At 36.6% G+C, this 22,134-nt stretch carries 17 protein-coding genes and 1 riboswitch; of the genes, 8 read left to right on the top strand and 9 right to left on the bottom strand.

Going from position 1 to position 22,134, the window contains the following annotated elements:
* The first annotated feature begins 202 nt into the window (after nt 1-202).
* Nucleotides 203-1,954, top strand: coding sequence for a T7SS effector LXG polymorphic toxin (locus DFR56_RS00255; RefSeq protein ID WP_110393424.1), 1,752 nt, complete (start codon nt 203-205; stop codon nt 1,952-1,954).
* A 663-nt stretch (nt 1,955-2,617) separates the two neighbouring features.
* Here DFR56_RS00255 and DFR56_RS00250 read toward each other — a convergent pair.
* Nucleotides 2,618-2,845: a hypothetical protein gene (locus DFR56_RS00250; protein ID WP_110393423.1), complete on the bottom strand. Its 228-nt coding sequence runs from the start codon at nt 2,843-2,845 to the stop codon at nt 2,618-2,620.
* An 868-nt stretch (nt 2,846-3,713) separates the two neighbouring features.
* Nucleotides 3,714-3,822, top strand: a riboswitch (SAM riboswitch).
* Between the two features lie 104 nt (nt 3,823-3,926).
* On the opposite strand from DFR56_RS00250, the gene DFR56_RS00245 reads away from it, so the two are divergent.
* The 6 genes from DFR56_RS00245 (at nt 3,927) to DFR56_RS00220 (ending at nt 9,822) form a co-directional block, all read left to right on the top strand.
* Nucleotides 3,927-4,769 (top strand): MetQ/NlpA family ABC transporter substrate-binding protein, encoded by an 843-nt coding sequence (locus DFR56_RS00245; RefSeq protein ID WP_110393422.1) that lies wholly within the window; start codon nt 3,927-3,929, stop codon nt 4,767-4,769.
* A 66-nt stretch (nt 4,770-4,835) separates the two neighbouring features.
* Nucleotides 4,836-5,852 carry a methionine ABC transporter ATP-binding protein gene (locus DFR56_RS00240; protein ID WP_110393421.1) on the top strand — a complete coding sequence of 339 codons (1,017 nt, stop codon included), beginning with the start codon at nt 4,836-4,838 and terminating at the stop codon, nt 5,850-5,852.
* A gap of 21 nt (nt 5,853-5,873) precedes the next feature.
* Nucleotides 5,874-6,524: a methionine ABC transporter permease gene (locus tag DFR56_RS00235; protein WP_372442856.1), complete on the top strand. Its 651-nt coding sequence runs from the start codon at nt 5,874-5,876 to the stop codon at nt 6,522-6,524.
* 21 nt (nt 6,525-6,545) lie between these two features.
* On the top strand, nt 6,546-7,322 hold the full coding sequence (locus DFR56_RS00230) for an enoyl-CoA hydratase/isomerase family protein (RefSeq protein ID WP_110393420.1): 777 nt from the start codon (nt 6,546-6,548) through the stop codon (nt 7,320-7,322).
* A gap of 15 nt (nt 7,323-7,337) precedes the next feature.
* The gene (locus tag DFR56_RS00225; RefSeq protein WP_110393419.1) at nt 7,338-8,474 is read left to right on the top strand and encodes an alpha-hydroxy acid oxidase; all 1,137 of its coding nucleotides are present in this window, start codon (nt 7,338-7,340) and stop codon (nt 8,472-8,474) included.
* Between the two features lie 157 nt (nt 8,475-8,631).
* A complete protein-coding gene (locus tag DFR56_RS00220) occupies nt 8,632-9,822 on the top strand; it encodes a CaiB/BaiF CoA transferase family protein (RefSeq protein WP_110393418.1) in 1,191 nt (396 codons plus the stop codon).
* A gap of 300 nt (nt 9,823-10,122) precedes the next feature.
* On the opposite strand, the gene DFR56_RS00215 is transcribed toward DFR56_RS00220, so the two are convergent.
* Both DFR56_RS00215 and DFR56_RS00210 read right to left on the bottom strand, forming a co-directional pair.
* Nucleotides 10,123-11,031, bottom strand: a complete 909-nt coding sequence (locus DFR56_RS00215) for a DMT family transporter (protein ID WP_110393417.1) — start codon at nt 11,029-11,031, stop codon at nt 10,123-10,125.
* Between the two features lie 540 nt (nt 11,032-11,571).
* The gene (locus tag DFR56_RS00210) at nt 11,572-14,658 is read right to left on the bottom strand and encodes an efflux RND transporter permease subunit (protein ID WP_110393416.1); all 3,087 of its coding nucleotides are present in this window, start codon (nt 14,656-14,658) and stop codon (nt 11,572-11,574) included.
* Between the two features lie 100 nt (nt 14,659-14,758).
* Here DFR56_RS00210 and DFR56_RS00205 point away from each other — a divergent pair, with 100 nt between their 5' ends.
* A complete protein-coding gene (locus DFR56_RS00205; RefSeq protein WP_110393415.1) occupies nt 14,759-15,598 on the top strand; it encodes a TetR/AcrR family transcriptional regulator in 840 nt (279 codons plus the stop codon).
* Nucleotides 15,599-15,709: 111 nt separating this feature from the next.
* Here DFR56_RS00205 and DFR56_RS00200 read toward each other — a convergent pair whose 3' ends face one another.
* The 6 genes from DFR56_RS00200 to DFR56_RS00170 all read right to left on the bottom strand — a co-directional run bounded on the left by DFR56_RS00200 (nt 15,710) and on the right by DFR56_RS00170 (nt 22,129).
* Nucleotides 15,710-16,249: an ECF transporter S component gene (locus DFR56_RS00200; RefSeq protein ID WP_110393414.1), complete on the bottom strand. Its 540-nt coding sequence runs from the start codon at nt 16,247-16,249 to the stop codon at nt 15,710-15,712.
* A 602-nt stretch (nt 16,250-16,851) separates the two neighbouring features.
* Entirely contained in the window at nt 16,852-17,439 is a 588-nt protein-coding gene (locus tag DFR56_RS00195) for a uridine kinase family protein (RefSeq protein WP_158525437.1), read from the bottom strand.
* Nucleotides 17,440-17,471: 32 nt separating this feature from the next.
* The gene (gene larA, locus DFR56_RS00190) at nt 17,472-18,734 is read right to left on the bottom strand and encodes a nickel-dependent lactate racemase (RefSeq protein WP_110393926.1); all 1,263 of its coding nucleotides are present in this window, start codon (nt 18,732-18,734) and stop codon (nt 17,472-17,474) included.
* 104 nt (nt 18,735-18,838) lie between these two features.
* Complete coding sequence (locus tag DFR56_RS00185) at nt 18,839-19,966, bottom strand: glycerate kinase (protein WP_110393412.1); 1,128 nt, start codon at nt 19,964-19,966, stop codon at nt 18,839-18,841.
* A 48-nt stretch (nt 19,967-20,014) separates the two neighbouring features.
* Complete coding sequence (locus DFR56_RS00180) at nt 20,015-20,932, bottom strand: acetamidase/formamidase family protein (RefSeq protein WP_110393411.1); 918 nt, start codon at nt 20,930-20,932, stop codon at nt 20,015-20,017.
* A 510-nt stretch (nt 20,933-21,442) separates the two neighbouring features.
* The gene (locus tag DFR56_RS00170) at nt 21,443-22,129 is read right to left on the bottom strand and encodes an ABC transporter ATP-binding protein (protein ID WP_244916408.1); all 687 of its coding nucleotides are present in this window, start codon (nt 22,127-22,129) and stop codon (nt 21,443-21,445) included.
* Between the last annotated feature and the right edge of the window lie 5 nt (nt 22,130-22,134).

Raw genomic sequence — 22,134 nt, 5'->3', positions numbered from 1 at the left:
TACATTGCATTATAGCATAATCCTCGCCTAAAAGAAGTAACGACAAAAACAGGTATAAAGAAGCGGTATCATTTACCAGAGACATTTCGACTGTGTCGAATTCCTCATGAAACATAGAATAAAAAATGGTAATCTAATCTAATAAATACATACATAAAGATGGAACAGATCATCGATATATATAGGATTGGAGAGACATCCGATGAATCAAAAGGTTGATTTAGCTGAGATTATGGCGCTAGCAGAAAAGATAGCTACCACACGGGATATAGTGATGAACGATTTAAATACGATTAGTAAACATATTAATAAATTCGCTGCGATGGAATCCTTTACAGGTGATTCTGCAACTTCCGTTAAAAATTATTTGGCCAATGTCCATCAAATCATCATTGCCTCCTTTCAACAATTATTCATTCACTTACATGAGAGTTTAGAACGAAACATGGATCATTTTCAGTCAAATGTTGATGCGAGCGAATCAGCAAGAATATCAAGCTGGTATCTAGAAGGATTAAAAAGAGAATTCGAAACCATTTTCACTTTTCTTAGGGGACATGCCGAAGAAAGCAGCAACATTATTGACAGTGTGTCTCCTCTTGTGTACATTACTAATCCCTCATTTTCAGCCACTGATATGTCAAAAGAAACTCTCCATCAAACGATCCATTACTTGAATATTAATTTGGATGTATTTGCAAATCAACATATAGACCCTCAAACTAAGGAACTACTTCATCATATTAACCTTCTGATGAATGAACTAAAAAGCCGAACTGGGGAAGCCCGTTTTGTCCACACGAGGACAACTTCTATTATTTCCTTAAAAGAAATGCTTTTTTTAGACGGCGGATTGTTTCCTTCCCTTTTAGAAAAAGTCGCAAAAGATGAAGTACTAAATGCTGATGAACGGGAAATGCTTTATAATTTCTTTCAAAATATCTATCTAGACAAAAACATGAAAGAAGAAATTGAGGATATTGCTACTTTTATAACTGGAGAAAATATTGATAAACTAAAAGAACGTTTAAATGCAAAAGTGGTGATTACAAAAGATACGTTAGAAGAAGAGATGACCAACATCCAAGCCTATTTATACCTTGGAAATGCAAGACCAAGCCAAAGTTATCTTAACAATGATACGAGAGCTAAGTTGAAAACATATTTAATTCTATTACATCATTATTACACTACGATGGAAAATAATATTATCGTTACAGTCGATAAACTAGAGTATAAGAAAAATCGTGAAGATATTCCGAGCCACTATCTATTTTCCGCCCTACAAACAGCAAAATATAATATAGATGAGGATGTCATGGATAAGCAAAGATTTAGAGAATGGGTTTTTGACTCAGAAAATTATACCGTGAACAACTACAGTTTGTCGGAAATAACGTATTACGTTGGAACAGACGCAGCTTCTGATCGAATAAATCAACCATTAAATGAAATAAAAGATCAACAAGCAACTTATACATCTGATTTTTTAACTAAAAAATTCATTGGCAACGTTTTTTCAAAAGTAATGAGCACTCTAAAGGCTGGTGATGCGGTGGACATTGTAAAATCAGCATCAGAGTATGGCTCAGTGAAAAGTGAACTGGATCAAAAAATAGCTGTTGAAAAGATATTATTAGCTTCAAGTAGATTAAACTTGGAATTCACACTTTCTAAAAGCCATTCCGTCCCAAGTGCAGGTGAAACTTTAGATATGCAACTTTATCCAACCGATAAAACATATGAAATGATTGAACGTTGGAAAGAAGTTTTTTCGAGTAATCGTGAAATCCCCTATCTAAATAAATTAATTCAAACGGATGATTGGTTTAAAATAGCTGACTATTTAGAGAAGATTAAACTTAAATATGGCTCAGATCTAACAAATTATATTCAAGATGGAATTTTAAAGGATGGGACTATGGTTGATGATTTGGTAAAAGAAGCTGATTGAGTACATTTCGGTTAACTTGAAAAAGGGTTGGTTACTTATGGGATTCATTATTTTTATAAGTGGGTGTAGCAACGATATAGCTGAAAACGATTTAATCGGTGGGCATTGAGTTGGAACTGCTGGGTATATAAATGAAGAAGTAACAGGAGATCCTTTATGCCCTCCATTTGATGATGGAATTGAATTTATTAATGAGGATACTGTTTTTGTTGATGAATATGGGGAGTATTTTGACTATCTTCTAAGAAAAGCAGATGAAGGAGTCGTTATAGAATTTCATGATCCAAATGGGGTTTTATATTATTATGACATCAAAATGTTAGATGAAAATGGAATAGTATTAATTGGTGATCTCTCCTAGAAAAAGAGTCATGTTATTTGGAAAGGAAATAAGGATTAGAAACATGGACATTCACCATGCTCTAGGAATTAACGTTTAAAGTTGCGTTTATGTAGTAAGAATGGGATTCTTTTTAAACTGAAAATAAAGGGTTCCGCCTAGTATGATGGGCTGTAATGAAAATTAGTTATGCCAAAAGTATCTGCATTCTTAATGAACATCTCTATTAAAGCACTCTATTTCCTTTAAATAAACTATCGATGGAAAAGGTCCATTTTCATCATAAATTAATAATAATGATATACTTTTACCCTATTTCAACATCAATCTCCTGCATCAGTATTTAACATATGATGTTTTCTTTTTCTCTCTTCCTCTAGGTAAGGAAGGTAGTGGCTCGGTTCTAAAATTGCTTGTTTATGCTTTTTGGGATTATACAAAATTGGGATAATTGTTCCTTTTTTATAATCATATATTTTAAAATAAAGAATATATTCCATTAAATGTGTAGTAAATGGCCGGCCATTTTCGTCCTTTGCTTCCACTTCCATATACAGAATATTACTCCAAATTCCACTATGCCCATGATAATGCCCATCCTCTAAAATAACAGACTTAATCTTAGCATTTGTCTTTACCCCTTTTTTTCTTCAACTTCTTCCTTATCCTAAAACGAGCCAACGAATAAACACTGCAACAATTAAAAAAATAGCTAGAACCCCCCCACAAGTGATGCTAGTCACTATGACTAGTTCAGGAAACCAAAACCGAGTTATAATTGGGAATATGACAGCTATTGCTAACAAGAAAATGAATATTTTTTAAAAAAAGATATTTACATAATTTTTTTCTTTAAACGGTAAGCATACACTAGAAGCTACTTAGCATATGCACCATTCCCTCCTTGCTTAAAATATAGTATTGGATTCAATTTTATTATATTAAGCTATTGTAAAAAAGCGTTATGATTCATTGAAAAGCTTGTAAAGTTTCGATAAACAAAGTACAAATGATGCGCTGAAGGAAAATGCATTTCTACTGAACAAATCCAAAACCCCCGAAAGTTCTATCGAACAAATTGGAGAACACCTGAATAATAGATCGTTTCACCAGAATAATTTGAATCATTGTTTCTCAAATTATTTCACCGGTACCGAAATTTATCTGCAACATATTTTCATCATTTTTAAAGCTAGACTTGATCACTACTATTCGTTTACCCCTATATTTTTTGACCTTAACATAGATTCTTTTCGGATGGTGCAACCCTGAAATAGAAAAAACGAACCATCCCCTTATTTCCAACTAACCACTAAAGTCTAAACTCATTTTTACATTCAAAATCGATTATCTTTGACAAATTTTAATTTCTGTTGTAAATTTGGATAAGAGTAATTTTTCGATAATTAAATATCAAATCTCTTATCAAGAGAAGCTGAGGGACTGGCCCGATGAAGCTCGGCAACCATCTATCATTCGGATAGAAAGGTGCTAATTCCTGCAAAACAATTGTTTTGATAGATAAGAGAGTGCTACTAAAATTTACATTTACGAGCCTCTCTTTCTGTTTGAAAAGAGAGGCTTTTTCTTATCGACATTACTAAATATATTTTTCATCAGGAGGAAAGATCCATGAAGAAACTAAGTTTTATTTTATCTATCATTCTATTAGTTGGAATACTTGCTGCTTGTGGTGACAAAAATGAAAGTAGTAACGACAAGGAAAAAGAAAGTGAAAGCAACGCATTAAGTGAAGAAAAGTTAGTTATCGGTACAACTGCAGGTCCACAAGAACAAATTATGGAAAAAGTAGTCGAAGTTGCTGCGGAAGAAGGACTAGAAATTGAATTAAAAGTATTCTCTGATTATATTTTACCAAACACTGCTTTAGCTGAGGGAGATTTAGATGCAAACAGCTATCAACATAAACCATTCTTAGATCAATTTAACGAAGATCATGATACGGATTTATCCGTTGTTGGAAAAACAATTTTAAACCCAATGGGCGTGTACTCAGAGGAATACGACAACTTCGATGATCTACCAGATGGTGCAAAAATTGGTTTACCAAATGACCCAACAAACGGTTCTCGTGCTCTTTACATTTTAGAAAAAGCTGGATATATTACATTAAAAGAAGGCAAAGACGAAAATGCTTCGATTATGGACATTGAAGATAATCCGAAAAACCTTGATTTTATTGAATTAGAAGCTGCGCAAATTCCGAAACAACTTAGTGAATTAGATGCTGCTGCCATTAATACAAACTTTGCGATTGAGGCAGGACTAGTTCCAACAGAAGATGCGATCATTTTAGAATCAACTGATTCACCATATGTTAACTATTTAGTTGTTCGTACAGAAAATATCGAGGATCCAGTCGTTGAAAAACTGGTCAAGGCATATCAAAATGATGAGGTCAAAGCATTTATTGAAGAAGAATTTAAAGGTTCCATGATCCCAAGCTGGGATTAGTAACTTTATGAGAAAGCGTTGCTATCCTTAGCAACGTTTTCTTTCAAAAAGGAAGGATAAAACAAAATGATTTTACTAGAAAATATATCAAAAGTATTCCCTTCTAAAAACGGTGATATTGAGGCGGTCTCAAATGTCCATTTACATGTGAAAAAAGGGGAAATTCATGGTGTTATTGGGTATAGTGGCGCGGGAAAAAGCACACTGATTCGATGTGTCAATTTATTAGAAAACCCTTCTAGTGGGAAAGTATATATCGACGGACAAGAAACGACAAAACTTTCAACTAACCAATTGCGCAATGTCCGCAAGAAGATTGGGATGATTTTCCAAGGATTTAATTTACTAAAAACGGCAACTGTCTACGATAATATTGCTATCCCACTTAGGCTTCTAGGATTTAGTAAAGAAGAAGTAAATAAACGAGTAGAAAAGTATTTATCGATTGTTGATTTAACCGATAAACATCACACCTATCCATCTGAATTATCTGGAGGGCAAAAACAGCGCGTCGCCATCGCTCGTGCGTTAGCCCAAGAGCCAGAAGTTTTACTCAGTGATGAAGCGACAAGCGCACTTGATCCAGAAACGACTGATTCGATTCTTGATCTCTTATTAAAAATTAATGAAGAACTTAATATTACTATTTTACTTATCACCCATGAAATGAATGTCATTCAAAAAATATGTGACAATGTTTCTGTCTTAGAAAAAGGAAAAGTAATTGAACAAGGCTCTGCCATTCAGTTATTTGCAAATCCTGAACATCCAACAACACAGAAGTTTTTAAATACCATTTCTCAACGAAAATTATCAGCATCATTAATTTCACAATTAAATTTAGAAGGTGTGGTTGCCCGACTGACTTTTATCGGTGAAAACACTGGACAACCAGTCCTTGCTGAATTAACACAACAATTCGCTGTCAAACCGAACATCCTTACAGCGAATATTATAGAATTAAAAAATGGCATCATCGGCAACCTAGTCATCCATTTAGCGGGCGAAGAAAAAATCGTTGATGAAGCATTACAGTTTTTACGTAGCAAAGAAGTCGGTATAGAAAGATTGGAGGGAGAATAATTGGATCGATATGATGAATTTATCCAAGATTGGCTACCAATAATCGGCAAAGCGATTATTGAAACATTTCAAATGGTCGGTATTTCCCTATTATTTTCCGTTCTTATCGGAATACCTTTAGGGATTTTACTCGTTACAACTCGACCGGGCCAAGCGTTACAAAATAAAATTATCTATCAAATATTGAATATTATTATTAATATTCTTCGTTCTATTCCATTTATTATTTTATTGTTTTTTATTTTACCATTTACGAAATTACTTGTCGGTACAACGATCGGTGTCAAAGGTGTTATCGTTCCACTCGTCATTTATACAGCACCATATATTGCCAGATTAATGGAAACAGCATTACTCGAGGTGGAAAATGGCGTGATTGAAGCATATACAGCGATGGGAATTAAAACGAGACAAATTATTTGGCACGTCCTATTACGAGAAGCGAGACCATCGATCATTTTAGGACTTACTATTGCAACCGTTAGTTTAATCGGCGCAACCGCGATGGCTGGACTCGTTGGTGCAGGAGGACTTGGTGATTTGGCATATCGCTTTGGCCATCTGCGTTATGAAGTAGATGTTATGTATGCGACTGTCTTTATACTTATTGTTCTCGTACAACTAATCCAATCAATCGGAAACCGTTTAGCCGCCTATCTTAAAAAGGACTAACGAATCGGAGGTAAACCACCAATGTCACAACAACTATATGTACAAAAATCTGGAGCAATTGCGACACTCATTATTAACCGACCAGAAAAAAAGAACTCGTTCACGCTTCAGATGTTTAGAAAACTTTTTCAGCTTGTAAATGAGTTGAAAGAAGATAAAACAATTAAATTACTTATCGTGCGCGGAGTCGATGGAACAGCTTTTTCAGCAGGGGCTGACATTAGTGAATTCCTTGAAGTACGATTCGCACCGAAAAAAGCGAAACAATATAATGATGTAGCTCTCGAAGCGATCGAGGCACTATACCGTTTTCCAAAACCAACGATTGCCCTCATTCAGACTTTAGCAATAGGTGGAGGGCTTGAACTTGCTAATGCATGTGATTTTCGCTTTGCAACACCTGAAAGTAAACTCGGCATTACTGCTGCAAACATCGGAATTGTGTATAACTTAACGAGCACGAAACGACTATTTAACCTAATTGGTCCTGCGAAAACGAAAGAATTACTTTATACAGCATCACTCATTACAGCCGAAGAAGGAAACAAAATCGGACTCATTGATTTTGTCTATCCTGCTGAAAAAATCGAAGAAAAGTGCGTAGAGTTTGCAAAACGAATTACCGCTAAATCATCCGTCGCAAATGCAGGTATTAAGCAAGTTATTCAAGCGATCATCGATGGTGAAAATGAAGAATCAGCTGCCATTTCTGAGCTTATTCTCGACTCCTTCCAATCAGAAGATTATAAAGAAGGAATTCAAGCATTTTTAGAAAAAAGAAAACCGAACTTTCCTTAAAAGGAGTGAGCAAACATGACGAGCAACCAAAACCCTTTTACTCAGAGCATTGAAGCAACAGATAATTTTCCTTATGGTTTTGCAGAACTAGAAGCGGCTGCAAAAGAGAAATTACCGACTCCTTTTTTCGGATACATTCAGTCTGGCGCAAGTGGGGAAGAAACATTACGGAACAATGAAGCAGCTTTTGAAAAATATGCGCTCGTCCCCCGTTTTTTAAATGATGTATCTAACCTTGACACGAGTATTGAATTACTCGGCAAAACATATGACCACCCTTTTCTACTGGCTCCTGTCGGTATGTTAAAAATGGCAGACGAAGAAGCAGAACTTGCCGTCGCAAAAGCTGCTGCAAATTATCATGTCCCTTTTATCCAAAGTACGGTATCGACATACTCGATTGAGGAAATTGAAGCAGCGGCGAAAAATAGTCCAAAATGGTTCCAATTATACTGGTCAAGAGACGAAAAAGTTTCTTATAGTATGGTAAACAGGGCAGAAAAAGCAGGTTATGATGCGATCGTTTTGACTGTCGATACGTTTATCCTTGGTTTTCGGGAAGAAGATAAACGGAATCAATTTTCACCACTAAAGAAAGGCTTTGGAAAGGCAAATTATGAAACGGACGAAGCGTTTTTACAATCATTATCAGAACATACAGATGAAGCAGTTATCCAAAAAATCGTCGATCATTTATATCATCCACATCTAAGCTGGAACCATATTGCCGAACTGAAAAAAAGAACTTCTTTACCAATTTTATTAAAAGGAATCCTCCACCCGGAAGATGCGTTACTCGCGATTGAAAATGGAATCGATGGCATCATCGTGTCGAATCATGGTGGAAGACAATTGGATGGAGTTATCGCAAGCCTTGATGCATTACCAGCAGTTGCAAAAGCAGTAAGTGGAAAACTTCCCGTCCTATTAGATAGCGGCATTAGACGTGGCACAGATATCGTTAAAGCACTTGCATTAGGAGCAGATGCCGTCCTATTTGGCCGACCATTCGTTTATGGATTAGCACTTGAAGGACAACGAGGAGTCGAAAAAGTTCTTGCCAATCTAATTCAAGAAACGAACGTATCCCTCACATTAGCAGGCGCAACTGACATTGCAAGTGCGAAACGAATGAAAGTAACCCGAATCTAATTAAAGAACTGCCATTACGCATAATTTTATTAGTGCGTTAAATGGGTAAGTGCGGATATTTTCGCGGAAGTGCAAAATGACGAGGGCAGTGCGGAATCTCTTAAACTCAATTTTTACATTCTCATATTAAATCTAGTCATATAAAGGTGGACGTTTTATGGAACAAGCATTACAGGGCATGAAAGTTATAGATCTATCACAAGTATTGGCAGGTCCTTACTGTACGATGGTTTTAGGGGATATGGGTGCAGACGTTACGAAAGTAGAAAAGTATCCAAATGGGGATGATACTCGATCGATGGGGCCTTATATCAATGAAGAAAGTTATCTGTATATGATGGTGAACCGAAATAAACGAGGAATGTGCCTTAACTTAAAAAGCGAGGATGGCATCCACATTTTATATAAACTAATTAAAGAGGCAGATGTTTTTGTTGAAAACTTCCGCCCAGGTGTCACCAAGAAGCTCGGAATCGATTATGACACATTAAAAGCAATGAATCCTAATCTAATTTACTGCTCTATTTCTGGCTACGGTCAGACAGGACCATACAGTAAAAAAGGTGGATTCGACATCATGGCGCAAGGGATGTCAGGACTAATGGAAATGACAGGTGAAAAGGATGGAAAACCGGTGAAAGTCGGCATCGCGATCCACGACATAGCTGCAGCACAGACAGCCATTCAATCCATTTTATCTGCTTATATCCATCGACTAAAAGGGGGAAAAGGACAATATATAGATGTCTCCCTCGTCGATTCGGGACTCGCATGGACCGTATGGGAAGCAGCTGCTTATTTTGGCAAAGGAGAGATCCCACAAAAAACTGGAACTGCCCATCGTGCTGCCGCTCCTTACCAAGGATATCAAACGAAAGATGGACATATTTTAATCGGCGCAGCGAACCAAAAGTTGTGGGAAACATTTTGCCTTAACGTAGTAAAAAAACGTGAATGGCTAACCGACCCCCGTTTCTTAACGAATAGTTTACGTGCAGAAAATGTCCAGACACTAGAAAAAGAAATCGAACATGTTCTTATTCAACATCCATCTAATTATTGGCTTCAATTACTAGAGGTAAACGGAATTCCTTCAGGGCCGATTTACTCTTATGATGAAACATTACATGATCCACATATTAGAGAACGAGCAATGATTTTGGATTATGAACATCCAATCGGTGGCAACATGCAAACACTCGGCTTCCCTGCTAAACTATCATTAACACCTGGCCAACTAAAAAAGCCAGCACCTCTCCTCGGGCAACACAATGAGGAAATTTTACAAGAACTTGGATATGACGCGATAAAAATGGAAGATTTAAATGAAAAAGAAGTAATTAAATAGAAGTTATCGTGTAAAGCCCTTGCTTAGAAGTCTGATGCAAGGGTTTTTTACGCGAGAAATTGAAGCTAGAAATATCGTTGAAAATATCCGTTTCCTAAGAGATTTTACATAACTATGTTCCCGCCTGACAAAATTGATTCAAACGAGCATATTCTGCAAAACTTGAGCACATCTCGAACAAAGCATCTTTTGAAAATGAAAAAACATCTGGAGCACTAGAAGTCTATCGGAACAGGAGGAGTCATCTTCTAAAAACGCTCTCTGTAGGTAAAAGATAAAGAGAGAATCCGGTGTACTTAATCAGTTTATTTCTCTCTTCCTATTTTTTCTCCCTATCCCCTTCTTCGCATTAAAATTCACAAGATAAATACTGATCCCAACAAGAATCATACCGATGAAAAGTTTATATGTAAGAGTTTCCCCTAAAAATATAACACCAAGAATAACAGATATAATCGGAACAAGAAATGTAGCAGAACCCACTTTACTTGCTTCCCCTTGATTAACAAGCGTGTAATAAATGATATAAGCGAGTGGAATACACATTGTCATTCCAAATACTAATCCGAAAATATAAGAGATATTCCAAGTAATTTCAGACCAACTCTCAAAGATTGTTCCCGAACCTATTAATGTAGCCCCACCAATAATGCTCTGCATGGAAACCATCCAAAAAGCATTCATTTTCCTACTTACCTTTTTTACAAAAATAACCCCATACGCCCAACTGCTTCCTGTCAACAATGCAATCGTAACACCAATGACAGAAACATAAGTTGTCAATCCATCTGTACTTGCGACAATGATTCCGATAAAACCAATGCATAATCCAACAATCCGTATTCCAGATAAATATTCCCCAAGAATAAGCCAAGCAAATAATCCTAACAAAATGGGTTGACAGTAAACGAGTACGGAGAACAGACCAGCTGGTAAATAATTCAGTCCCACTGTTTGTAGACCAAAAAAAAGAATCGTATTAAAAAAAGCAGAAATGCAATAATTTTGCCAATTTTTTCGCCATTGGATTTCGTTTCGAGATTTCCAAATGAATATTGCCAACAATATTCCTCCAAAAAATGCTCGCATTCCAGCAAACAGTAATGGGGGTGTATAAGGTACCGCCAATTTATATATCGGCCAACTTGCTCCCCAAATTAAAATAAGTAGCAGAAGCATTAGAGTCGATTTAGACAAAGATTTTCCCAAGTTTGTATCCCCTTTTTGGCCGACTTACGATGTTCAAGGAAACGGACAATTGTTTTATTCATTATGTCGTAATCCCCTTATCGTGAAGGAAACGTAAAAACATAGTTCTATTTGTCCTAGCATCATTCGCATTATCATCATTATATTATCATTTACATACATATGCTTCAATCACGATTTCAAGATTTATGAACCACGAAGCTTCATTATTCACTAATTGGTTGATTAACGATCATCCAACTACGTAAAGCTTGGAAATATGATGGGGTTTTTGCTAGTTAGCAATATTCAATCCAGCCACTAAGTATTGGCTGAATCTCTCGATCTTCTTTCGATATAGTTATAGATTGTTTCCTATGAAGCTAGTTCACAGCACGCTGTTTATAGCGTTCGATCCTTCTTTATGAATCAATAATTTTAAGTCGCTTTAACCCACTTGTCTTAAGCTAACCATTGCTACTTACCTTCACTGTTCGGAATCTTACTCCCAAAAAATGTGCAGAAAAAATCCCTACAAGAATATCTTGCAGGGATTTCCTCTTAGTTTTTCTTTATGTCTTTTCGATTTTTCTTAAAGAGTTTCGATAAAATTTCGTAAACGATCGGTACGATAATTAACGTTAACAAGGTCGAACTTGCTAAACCACCAATAACAGAGATGGCAAGGTCTTTGGAGATTAATCCCCCACCGCCTTCAGCACCTATTGCTAAAGGAATTAAAGCACCCATTGTTGCAATAGCTGTCATTAAAATTGGACGTAGACGGGTGACACCAGCTTCTAAAATTGCTTCGCGCATTTCCATTCCCCCACGCTCCATCCGGACGATTCGGTCGACCAATACGATCGCATTTGTCACGATGATCCCAATTAACATTAAAAGACCCATCATAACGGTAACGGATATCGTTTCCCCTGCGATGTACAAGCCTACAAATGAACCAATGACGGCAAATGGTAACGAAAATAGAATCGAAAACGGTGCAACTCCTTCACCAAAAGTAACTACGAGAATGAAATAGACGATGGCAATCGCAGCAAGCATGGATACACCTAATTTTGTAAAGGTTTCTTCCATATCCGCAGCAACCCCGCCGACATCCAATACTACTCCTTTTGGTAAATCTATTTCCTCAATTGCTTCATCTATTTCCGAAGTGACTTTCGAAATATCTTTATCCGTAATTGTTCCAGAAACAGTCGAATAGTATTCTCCTTTACTTCGTGCCAGCGTATTGAATGTTGTACCTTCTTCTAAAGATACAAGGTCACGCAATGGCATCGTCGTCCCAAGTGCAGTTTCTACTTCCGTATCTAACAAATCATCGACCGATTTCGGTTGTTCTGTTTGTTTTTGTTGGACGATAACGTCGATGGAAGTACCGTCTTTTTCAATTGTCGTTAACACTTCTTTCGTTGTATCCGGTTTTAGCATACCGACAATTTGACCCGTTGTTAAACCGTATTGCAACAACTCATCTTGTTCCACATTAAATATATGCTCTACATACGCATCTTCTAAATTGGAAGTAATATCTTCTAGCGAATCACTGTCCTTCATGGTATCTTCCACTTTTTGAACAGTTTCTTTTAGCTTATTTAAATCCTCGCTATAAAAAGTGTAACTAATTTCATTTGACGAAAACGACATGGACGAAAAGTCTTGACTCTTCCATTCGCCTGATTGCCCAATATCAAAGACATATTCTTCAATTTCCTTTCGAACTTCAGGGAAGTTCTCCATCTCCGGATCAAATATAATATACATGAGTGCTCCATCTGAGCCGCCCCCCATCATGAGAGCAGTTGGATCACTACCATCCGTTATCGAGACTTGAAGAATATCAATATCATCACGTTTTAGTAGTTCCTGTTCAACTACTTCCACATTTTCAAGCGTATCATCTTCTAACTCACCAGTGGCAGGTGTATAAGTTAAATACATTACTTTTTCCTCATCGCTACCTAGAAAACTAAAGCCGATCAGTGGCGTTAACATTAAACTACCAACGAGTAAAACAATCGCGATGAGTGATGTAACGATCTTATGATTTAACGTCCAATTAAGAACACCTTTATACCATTTTGCTAGTTTCCCAACACGTTTGTAACTTCCTTTTGTTTTTTCACCATACAATTTTTTTCTAAACAAAAAGTGTGATAGTGCGGGAACGATTGTAATAGCTACAAGTAACGATGCTCCGAGCGCGAACGTCATCGTTAACGCAAATGGAATAAATAGTTCTCCTACTTGACCACCGACAAAAATTAATGGTGCAAATACTGCTATTGTTACAATAGTGGACGAAAAGATTGGACGAAACATTTCAATCGTTGCTTCTCGAATTAAAGTAAGTCCTGTTAATTCCTCGTCCTTCAAATGCAATCGACGATATATATTCTCCACTACAACAATGGAGTCATCAATGACACGCCCAATTGCAACAGTAATAGCACCCAATGTCATAATATTTAACGTAATATCTAACCAATTTAACAGTAATATAGCCATTAAAATGGAAACTGGAATAGAGATAATGGAAATAATAGTAGATTTGAAATCTCGTAAGAAAAGAAGAATAATTAATACAGCTATTAAACCACCAAACAATGCTTTTTCGATCATGGTTGAAATAGAATCTTCAATTGGTTCTCCTTGATCTAGTGACACATCAATGATAAGCCCATCAATTTTACCTTCTTCTTCCTTCACTAACTCTTTTACATTATTTACAACATCAACCGTATTCGCTTCTTGCCCTTTGACGATTTGAATACTGATTGCATCTTTTCCATTTGTCCGAGAAACAGACTCTACTTTCCCTAATCGTTTCACTTCTGCAATATCCTCTAGTTTTATAAACGGAGAAGGATTTGTTTCAGAAGGTGTGACAGGAATTGACATTTCTTTTAATTCTTTCTCTGTCAAGAATTTGCCATCAACCGAAACTGCTTGCTCACTTTCTTTAAACTCGTATAGCCCCAACGAAACAGCCAAATTACTCGCTTGAATCATTTGATTAACCGTATCTTCGGTTAAGTCATACTGAGCCATTTTTTCTTTATCATAAATGAGATCAACTTCTTCAATATGTTGACCGGAAATGGTTACAGAAGCAACACCATCAAGCTTGTCTATTTTTGGTAATAATATTTCTTCTACCGTTGAAGTTAATTCAACAATATCTTCACTCGTACTACTCACACTTAGAGCCACAACTGGCATCATATTCATTCCAATGGAAGTAACAGTCGGTTCTTCTGCTCCATCAGGTAAATTTACATGATCTAAAGCCGATTTTAATTCACGATTTGCTTCATCCATATCAATACCATACTCGTATTCCACTTGAATACTCGCCATATTAGAGTAGGAATTTGAATAAACGGCTTTTACATTTTTTAAATTTTCTATTTGCTTCTCTAAAGGAATAGAAACATCTTCCATAACCTGTTCAGGAGTTGCTCCAGGATAAATATCTGTTACCATTAAGTAAGGAATTGAAATATCTGGAATCATCTCTGTCTTCATGCGCGTACCTGAATACAAGCCTGTAAATACAACGATAATGGTTAATAGCCATACAGCTAACTTGTTTTTTAGTACAAAGTTTACTATGCCTTTCACTCTTACACCATCCTTAATTTGATTTTTACGATCCACTCCCTTATAATAATGACCATGTAGTCATTTGTCAAATAAAAGTTTATGGGAGAGAAGAATTAGTATGGTTAAAAAACAACTTATTATGGAAAAAGCCTTAGAACTTTTTGGGAAACAAGGATTTAATGCTACATCTGTACAACAAATTACAGATGATTGCGGAATATCTAAAGGTGCATTCTACCTTTCTTTTAAGTCAAAAGACGAACTAATTTTGGCACTTATCGATCAGTTTACGGAGCAATCCATTGCCGATTTTGACTACATAGTCAAAAACACGAACAAAAATCAACTTTTATGTGAATTTTATAAAACATCCTATCATTACTTCCGGCAGCACGCTGATTTCGCTAAGACCCTCATCAAAGAGGCATTCGCTTTTAATGATGAAGATCTAATTACGAAATTACGACACTTTGATAAATTATTGGAGAAACTTATCTTAACTATGATCGAACGTGTATATGAAGAAACGGTCACATCTTCGAAATATGACCTGCTCTATTGCATTAAAAGTTTTATGGGTATGTATAATGATCTGATATTATTCTGTAACATTGAGCTAGATATGGACACACTCATTCAATCACTTGTAGAAAAGACAAATCTAATTGCTGAAAATATGACGATCCCCTTTATGACAGAACAGCACCTAAAACTTTTAGATTATGGTATGGACGAAGAAATAACCGAGAAAGAATTGATCAACATTCTCAAACAAAAGATAGCGGAAATAGAAGGAATAGAAGAGTCGATCGAAAAAGAATCGCTTATTCTGCTGCACCAAAACCTACTAGAATCTAATTTATCTCCTGCCATTGTAAAAGGCTTATTAGAAAATATACGCAGTCAACCAAACTACGCATGGATTGCTTATCTACTCCGAAATTATTATGAACTCTGAAAATGAATCAACCTCATGAAATCAATTGTAATAATCTTGATCTCATGAGGTTTTTATATTCACTATTTTTACTATCATCGATTTGTTTTTCACTTCTATCCGATCACTTTTTTAACCATTTACGGTGGAAGGCAGCATATTTGCTTTTTTCAATGCTTTTACAATAGTAGGGATAAAAATTAATTGAATAATGATGCCTGGAAGAGCTGTAATAAAAGCGCTTGTAAGAAATAGAGTAATCCCATATACATTACCAGCAAAGCTAAAAAGAATGATATTAGCTATCCCCATGACAAGACGCCCTCCAATCATTGCAATAATTAAGGTAATGAATATTTTTCCTTTTGTAAGACGGTAAAAGATCGCTGTTAATGCACCGTAAGCGGCCAACTCAAACACCATAGAAATACCTATTGGAAATATAGGTGGCATTCCTGTTAATAAAAATGATAATAATGGTAACATCATTCCGCATAAAACACCATAGGGGAGACCACAAACAAATCCACAAATTAATACGGGAATATGCATCGGTAAAAAAATCGCCCCAGGATAAGCGATCGGCAACAAATTAATTATTTTAGGCAATAAAAGACCAATCGCAATACATAATCCTGTAAACACTATTTTCCTTATTTGATCGTTCCTCATTATTTCACCTCGTATATTCTATCTCAAATTTAGCACCAATAAAATGAGTTCAAACAGTTCACTTGGTTGAGCTTGGGATGCTTCTAATTATCTCCTTGACAACCTTGGTACAAGAAATCGTTTTTCAAAAGATTGGGATTGTGAATACTTGTCCTCCTAAAATAGATTTGTTGTTACATATAAGAGATAAACTGCGCAGTAACTTAGGCCCCATCACCTTCGGAAATATAGTTTTAATCGTACAAAACTTTTTGTTTCCACATTCCGATGGTTGTTTATTACTACCAATCATTTTAAATGTGTGAAAATGTCGAGATAAACATGTACATTTTCAACAATGATGCGTCATACTAAGAAGATATATGGCGGTTCTATGCGATTATATAGCGATTCTCCACGATTATATGGCGCATCTTCGCGATTATATAGCGATTCTCCACGATTACATGGCGCATCTTCACGATTATGTGGCGATTCTCCACGATTACATGACGCATCTTCACAATTATATGTTGTAACTTGGTTATACCTTTTAAGAAGAAAAGGTATATAGTAAGCTAGTGGTGTCGTTACTTACCTTGAGTCCTTGCATTCCTTCTCAACTATACTTGTTCCCCATCAACATAAGTCGTATCGATAACAAGATCACAGATAGAATCAAGATGTAATGCATGAAAATATTGTTCTTCAAGTGGAATCCACTCATCCAGATACTTCCTTACCTTCTTCTTGCTCTCCCGCTTCATCAGCCTTTTTAACTGAATGTTCGCATCAACAGTTACAAAGATCGTATAATCATATTCCTGTTGCAGAACCGGATGCATTGCATATACACCTTCAATAACATTCAGCTGTTTAGGTTGAACATGAACTTCATCTAAAAGTATATCCTTCACACAACAGTAAGGGCGATACCTAACAGATAAACCGCGTTGTAATGGGTCAAGTACCTCTTCCTTAAACCTTTCATAATGAACATTACCACCAATTTCTCTTAATCTACTAGCTGATTTCAACTGTTTAGGCAGAAAAAAATCATCCATATGAAAGACATTACCATTAAACTTACTTTGCAAATTCATTGCTAATGTACTTTTGCCACTACAACAACGACCATCAATCCCTACGACGACATGTTCCTGTTTTTCTATCAATGTTCGAAATACTTCATAAACCTGCTCATATACCATTCTTCCACCTACTTTTTTAAGTTTATGCCAATCTACTCTTCTACAAATGGTATAGATAGTGGCCCTAATGGTAACACAGCGATTGTCATTTCTTTTCCGTAGATAGTGTTTAATTCTTCTATCGTTTGTTCGATATGATGACATGGTTTTAACATTGCTTCTGTTACTTCTTCATTAGACAATTGGGAATAAACATGAACTGTTGCCCACATTTGGATCAAAGCTTGTTTTTGTACTTGCCATTGATCAGCCATTTTAAAATGGGGGTCATTTATCAATGTTAGTAATTCCTCTGGACTATCGGCTAATGTAAAAATACGAGCGTAATTCCCGTAGTCTGGTAAACCATCCGAACATTCAGCGGCAATGATGATCGTTCCGCCCTTTTTCACAATTTTTTGGGCAGCGCTCATGCCTTTCACTGTTTGATATAAATTTTGATCAAGTGGATACCCTGCGTTCGAAGCAATGACTACATCAAATCGTTCTTTACAGCGAACCATCGCATGTTCTTTTACAAATGCACATCCTTTATCATGCGCTTCATATAATTCTCCAGAAAAAATTGCCGTTATTTCTTTGTCCCTATTTAACGTTACGTTTAGCATAAAATTTGGTTTACACATCTGGTTTATTTCTCGCGTCATTTGCTGTAGCGGATTATCGTCCATATTTCCCCACGTAGATCGTGGATCCCCTATCATAGCGGAACTATGAAAAGTGGTAATTGTTTCAATTCCTGCAATCCCAGGCATAATCCCTTTAGGACCACCAGAAAAGCCTGCAAAAAAATGTGGTTCGATAAACCCTGTTACAATTCGAAAATCCGCTTCCACATATTCCTTGTTTAAATATACATCACAGCCGAACTTACTTTTTCCAACCATTACTAACGTATTCTTATCATGACAGTTATTATTTACGATTCGGATATTATTAACTACCCACTCTCCAAGCATTTGGATGAACTCCTCTTTCGTCTGTTCACGATGTGTACCAGTCCCATTGATAATAACGAAATTATCCAAAGGTACATGATGCAACTCTTTGATTAGTTCTGGGACTAATTTATGATTAGGAGTAGGTCTTGTAATATCGCTAATTACAATCGCAACTGTATCGCTTGCTTGAACCATTTCTTTTAAAGGAGGGCTACCGATTGGATTTACTAGTGCTTCTTTAATTGCCCCTATATCATTATCTATTCCCGGAAGATCTTCTGGTTCAATGACCTTAGCCGAATCTGGGAGATGTACAGTAAGATTTTCTGTTCCATATAATAGAGTTGTTTTCACTTCTTTTCTCCTTCCTACCACGTATTCCTTCCCCTTCATCAAACAACGAAAAGATTCACCCGTTACCTCTATATGGTGAACCCCTTCCAACATTCGCTATAAAACTATCCCGCATATTTTAACAATCTTGCAATGTTTTTTACCCGATGATGTAATAATACTTCTGTATTTTTTATCGAATCATCTAAGGATAAAGGACCGCTTGAAATCGAGTGCATACTCTCAAATATTTCGTATAAAGGAGTTAAATCTAACTCTAGAGAACCAGATATTAATATAGTAGGAACATGATACCCTTTTGCCATGGTCGCAATAACATAAGGTAATTTACCATGCAATGTTTGCAAATCTGTTTTTCCTTCTCCTGTAATAACCCAATCACTTTGTCTTATTTTTGTTTCTAAACCTATGCGTGATGCTATTAGTTTTGCACCTGATTCAATCTTTGCGTTTAACGTTAAGAGAGCAAAGCCTAAACCTCCAGCCGCACCAGCTCCAGGTAAATCGATGAACTTTTTATTCAAATGAGATTCAATACACTTGGCAAATTTTTGTATGCTACTGTCTAATCTTTCAAGTTGATCTAGTAGAACTCCTTTTTGGGGACCAAATATATATGTAGCACCGTTCTTACCACATAGTGGATTCTCCACATCACTCGCCACGCAAATATCCGATTCCCAAATTCGTTTATCAATATTTCTATAATCAATCTGAGCAATTTTACTTAAACAAGAAGGATAAGGGGATACGTTATTGCCCTCTTCATCCTTAAACATTACTCCCAACGCTTGCAGCATTCCCAACCCACCATCATTAGTAGCACTTCCGCCAAGACAGAAGATAAACTTACGATATCCTGCATTAAGTGCATGGATGATACATTCTCCAATACCATATGTTGTTAACTGAAAAGGATTTCGTATAGCTTCAGGAACAGAAGTAAAACCAGCAATTAAAGCCACTTCAATGATGACTGTTTCGTTATCGCTTAAAACAGCATAATAGGTTTCCACCTTCTCGCCCATTGCTCCTGTGACACTAACTTTTACCTTCTTGCCTTGCGAACTATATAAAAACGCATCAATCGTTCCTTCACCCCCGTCAGCCATCGGAGTCACATCTACTACGACATTGGAAATTTCATTTACTAAGGCAGATTTTATAATTTGACCAACTTTCTTTGCTGTAAGACTTCCTTTAAATGAATCTGGGGCTACTAAAATACGCATGAACTACCTCCAGTCTAATACTTCAAAGCTACTAAAACTTCATTCGAGTTAATTTTTATCGATATAAGCATATTTTTTTTCGATTTTAGCAACGAGCGAATAATTTGTATCGACCATATTCCCAACATATAATTTACCTATTTGCGAGAGTGCCTGATAAGCATCAAGTTGATCCCATCCTAACTCTATCATCCATTCAATCAATTCGCCGTAAGCAATACGAGCTGCATCTTCCATTGGCCTTGCACTTCCTACTGCCATAATTTCAGTCGGACTTTCAATTCTTGGCCAATTAATCGATTTTCCTTTAATCAGTTCAAATTTCATCGTCACTTTCCCGGAGATTTCCATGGCAACCCCACACAATTCTCCTTCTCCCTGTCCTGCATGACAATCGCCAGTATAAAAATAAGCTCCTGGAACATTTACTGGTAAATAGACAGAATTTCCAGGTTTCGTATCAGGAACGTCCATGTTTCCACCATGATCAGCAGGTGTAAGGGCGGAAACTGCTTCCAAGTCAGGTGCCGTTCCAATCGTTCCCATAAAAGGTCGCCAAGGAAAGCTTAATTGTGTGTTATTAACGAGCATTCCGTCTCTAAGTTCATAAATCCAAACTTTTTCAGGCAATGGTTCGTGTAACATTTTTGTTGTCGGTGTAGCGGTCAATCCACCGAAATAAGGATTTAATATGCTAACCGCCCAATCCCGCGTTGGTTGAATATCAATAATATGTGCAATTAACGTGTCACCTGGTTCAGCACCTTCAATATAAATTGGACCAGTTTGTGGATTTAAGTATTTCCCTAAAATTTCTGACGGTACATCCGTTTCTTTCGTAATTTTATTTTCAAACGCATCATCCGTATAAATAACTACTTCTTCCCCTGGTTTTACCTTCGCAATTGGTTCCAAATAAGGACTAAACACATAACTATGTTTTCCTGGTTGTTTAATTTCTCTCATTTTTCATATCCCCTTCGTCTCATCGTATTGATTTATTTTTATAAGAGGTTGTTCAAAAAGTCCAACAAAAATGACGCATCGAATTCCTACGTTAACTTGCTTTTCCGCTACTCACGTATGCAAAAGCATACGCTCCGTTCTTTGGAAAAGAAGACCACTTTTCCGGCGTGTTAAAACATTTGCTCAAAGCTACGCCGCCTCAGGCGAACAATGTTTATTGCGACGAGTAATCGCAGGAGCAATGTCTTCAATGGGACGAGCGAATGCACAGTCCCACGATGTTCTAGTACTGGCATCACCACAAGGCTTTTCGATGGGACGAGCATTTAGCGGAGTCCCAAGGCTTTTCGATGGGATGAGCGAATGCGGAGTCCCAAGGCTTTTTTTCGACGGGACGAGTAATCGCGTTCCCAAGACGTGGCGTTTTTAGCCAGTGGAACTTCTTGGTCCTTTTTATCACCTTTTTGAACACGCACTATAAGAATTACTTCTTAACACTAGAACAATTCATCATACCGATAAATACTTTTGAATCATTTCAGAAGATAGTTCATCTGCAGCGTGCTCACCAACAATACTACCTTTATCCATTGCATAACACGTATTAGCTAAGGTTTTTATAAGTCCAATATGTTGTTCCACCAGTAGTACGGTTAATCCTAAATCTTTATTTATTTGGTTAATAATTTCTCCAATACTTTGAATAATGTTTGGTTGTATTCCTTCAGACGGCTCATCTAGAATAAGTAATTCTGGTTGCCCTATTAACGCTCTACCAATTGATAGCTGAGCCCGTTCACCACCACTTAACGTGCCAGCTTTCTGACTTAATCGTTCTTTAATTCGAGGAAAATAATGATAGATCATCTCGTATTTATTATTTTCTTTTTTTATATTTATTGCTTCTCCCATGCGAATATTTTCTTCCACCGTTAGATTCGGAAATACACCATGTCCTTGTGGAACATATCCAATCCCTAATCTCGCACGCTCATACGTACTTGCATGTGAAATATCAACTCCATCAAAAATAACTTTTCCTGTCTTGGTAGGTAAAAGTCCCATAATTCCTTTCATCAGTGTGCTCTTTCCGACACCATTTCTTCCAATAATTGAGATTACTTTTCCTTTCTCAACATGTATTGATACATCTCGAACTATCATTATTTTATTGTATCCGCTAGTAAAGTCATGCACTTGAA

It is taken from the genome of Pseudogracilibacillus auburnensis, assembly GCF_003201975.1.
GTDB lineage: Bacteria > Bacillota > Bacilli > Bacillales > Amphibacillaceae > Pseudogracilibacillus > Pseudogracilibacillus auburnensis.
The sequence above is the reverse complement of the archived record's forward strand: the minus strand, read 5'-3'. Positions and strand labels throughout refer to the sequence as shown.

Bases quoted from the DNA above. Each gene is read 5' to 3' on its own strand.
- DFR56_RS00225 (WP_110393419.1), top strand. From the start codon at position 7,338: ATGACGAGCAACCAAAACCCTTTTACTCAGAGCATTGAAGCAACAGAT.
- DFR56_RS00230 (WP_110393420.1), top strand. From the start codon at position 6,546: ATGTCACAACAACTATATGTACAAAAATCTGGAGCAATTGCGACACTC.
- DFR56_RS00240 (WP_110393421.1), top strand. From the start codon at position 4,836: ATGATTTTACTAGAAAATATATCAAAAGTATTCCCTTCTAAAAACGGT.
- DFR56_RS00245 (WP_110393422.1), top strand. From the start codon at position 3,927: ATGAAGAAACTAAGTTTTATTTTATCTATCATTCTATTAGTTGGAATA.
- DFR56_RS00185 (WP_110393412.1), bottom strand. From the start codon at position 19,966: ATGCGTATTTTAGTAGCCCCAGATTCATTTAAAGGAAGTCTTACAGCA.
- DFR56_RS00255 (WP_110393424.1), top strand. From the start codon at position 203: ATGAATCAAAAGGTTGATTTAGCTGAGATTATGGCGCTAGCAGAAAAG.
- DFR56_RS00200 (WP_110393414.1), bottom strand. From the start codon at position 16,249: ATGAGGAACGATCAAATAAGGAAAATAGTGTTTACAGGATTATGTATT.
- DFR56_RS00180 (WP_110393411.1), bottom strand. From the start codon at position 20,932: ATGAGAGAAATTAAACAACCAGGAAAACATAGTTATGTGTTTAGTCCT.
- DFR56_RS00220 (WP_110393418.1), top strand. From the start codon at position 8,632: ATGGAACAAGCATTACAGGGCATGAAAGTTATAGATCTATCACAAGTA.
- DFR56_RS00195 (WP_158525437.1), bottom strand. From the start codon at position 17,439: ATGGTATATGAGCAGGTTTATGAAGTATTTCGAACATTGATAGAAAAA.
- DFR56_RS00250 (WP_110393423.1), bottom strand. From the start codon at position 2,845: ATGGAAGTGGAAGCAAAGGACGAAAATGGCCGGCCATTTACTACACAT.
- DFR56_RS00205 (WP_110393415.1), top strand. From the start codon at position 14,759: ATGGTTAAAAAACAACTTATTATGGAAAAAGCCTTAGAACTTTTTGGG.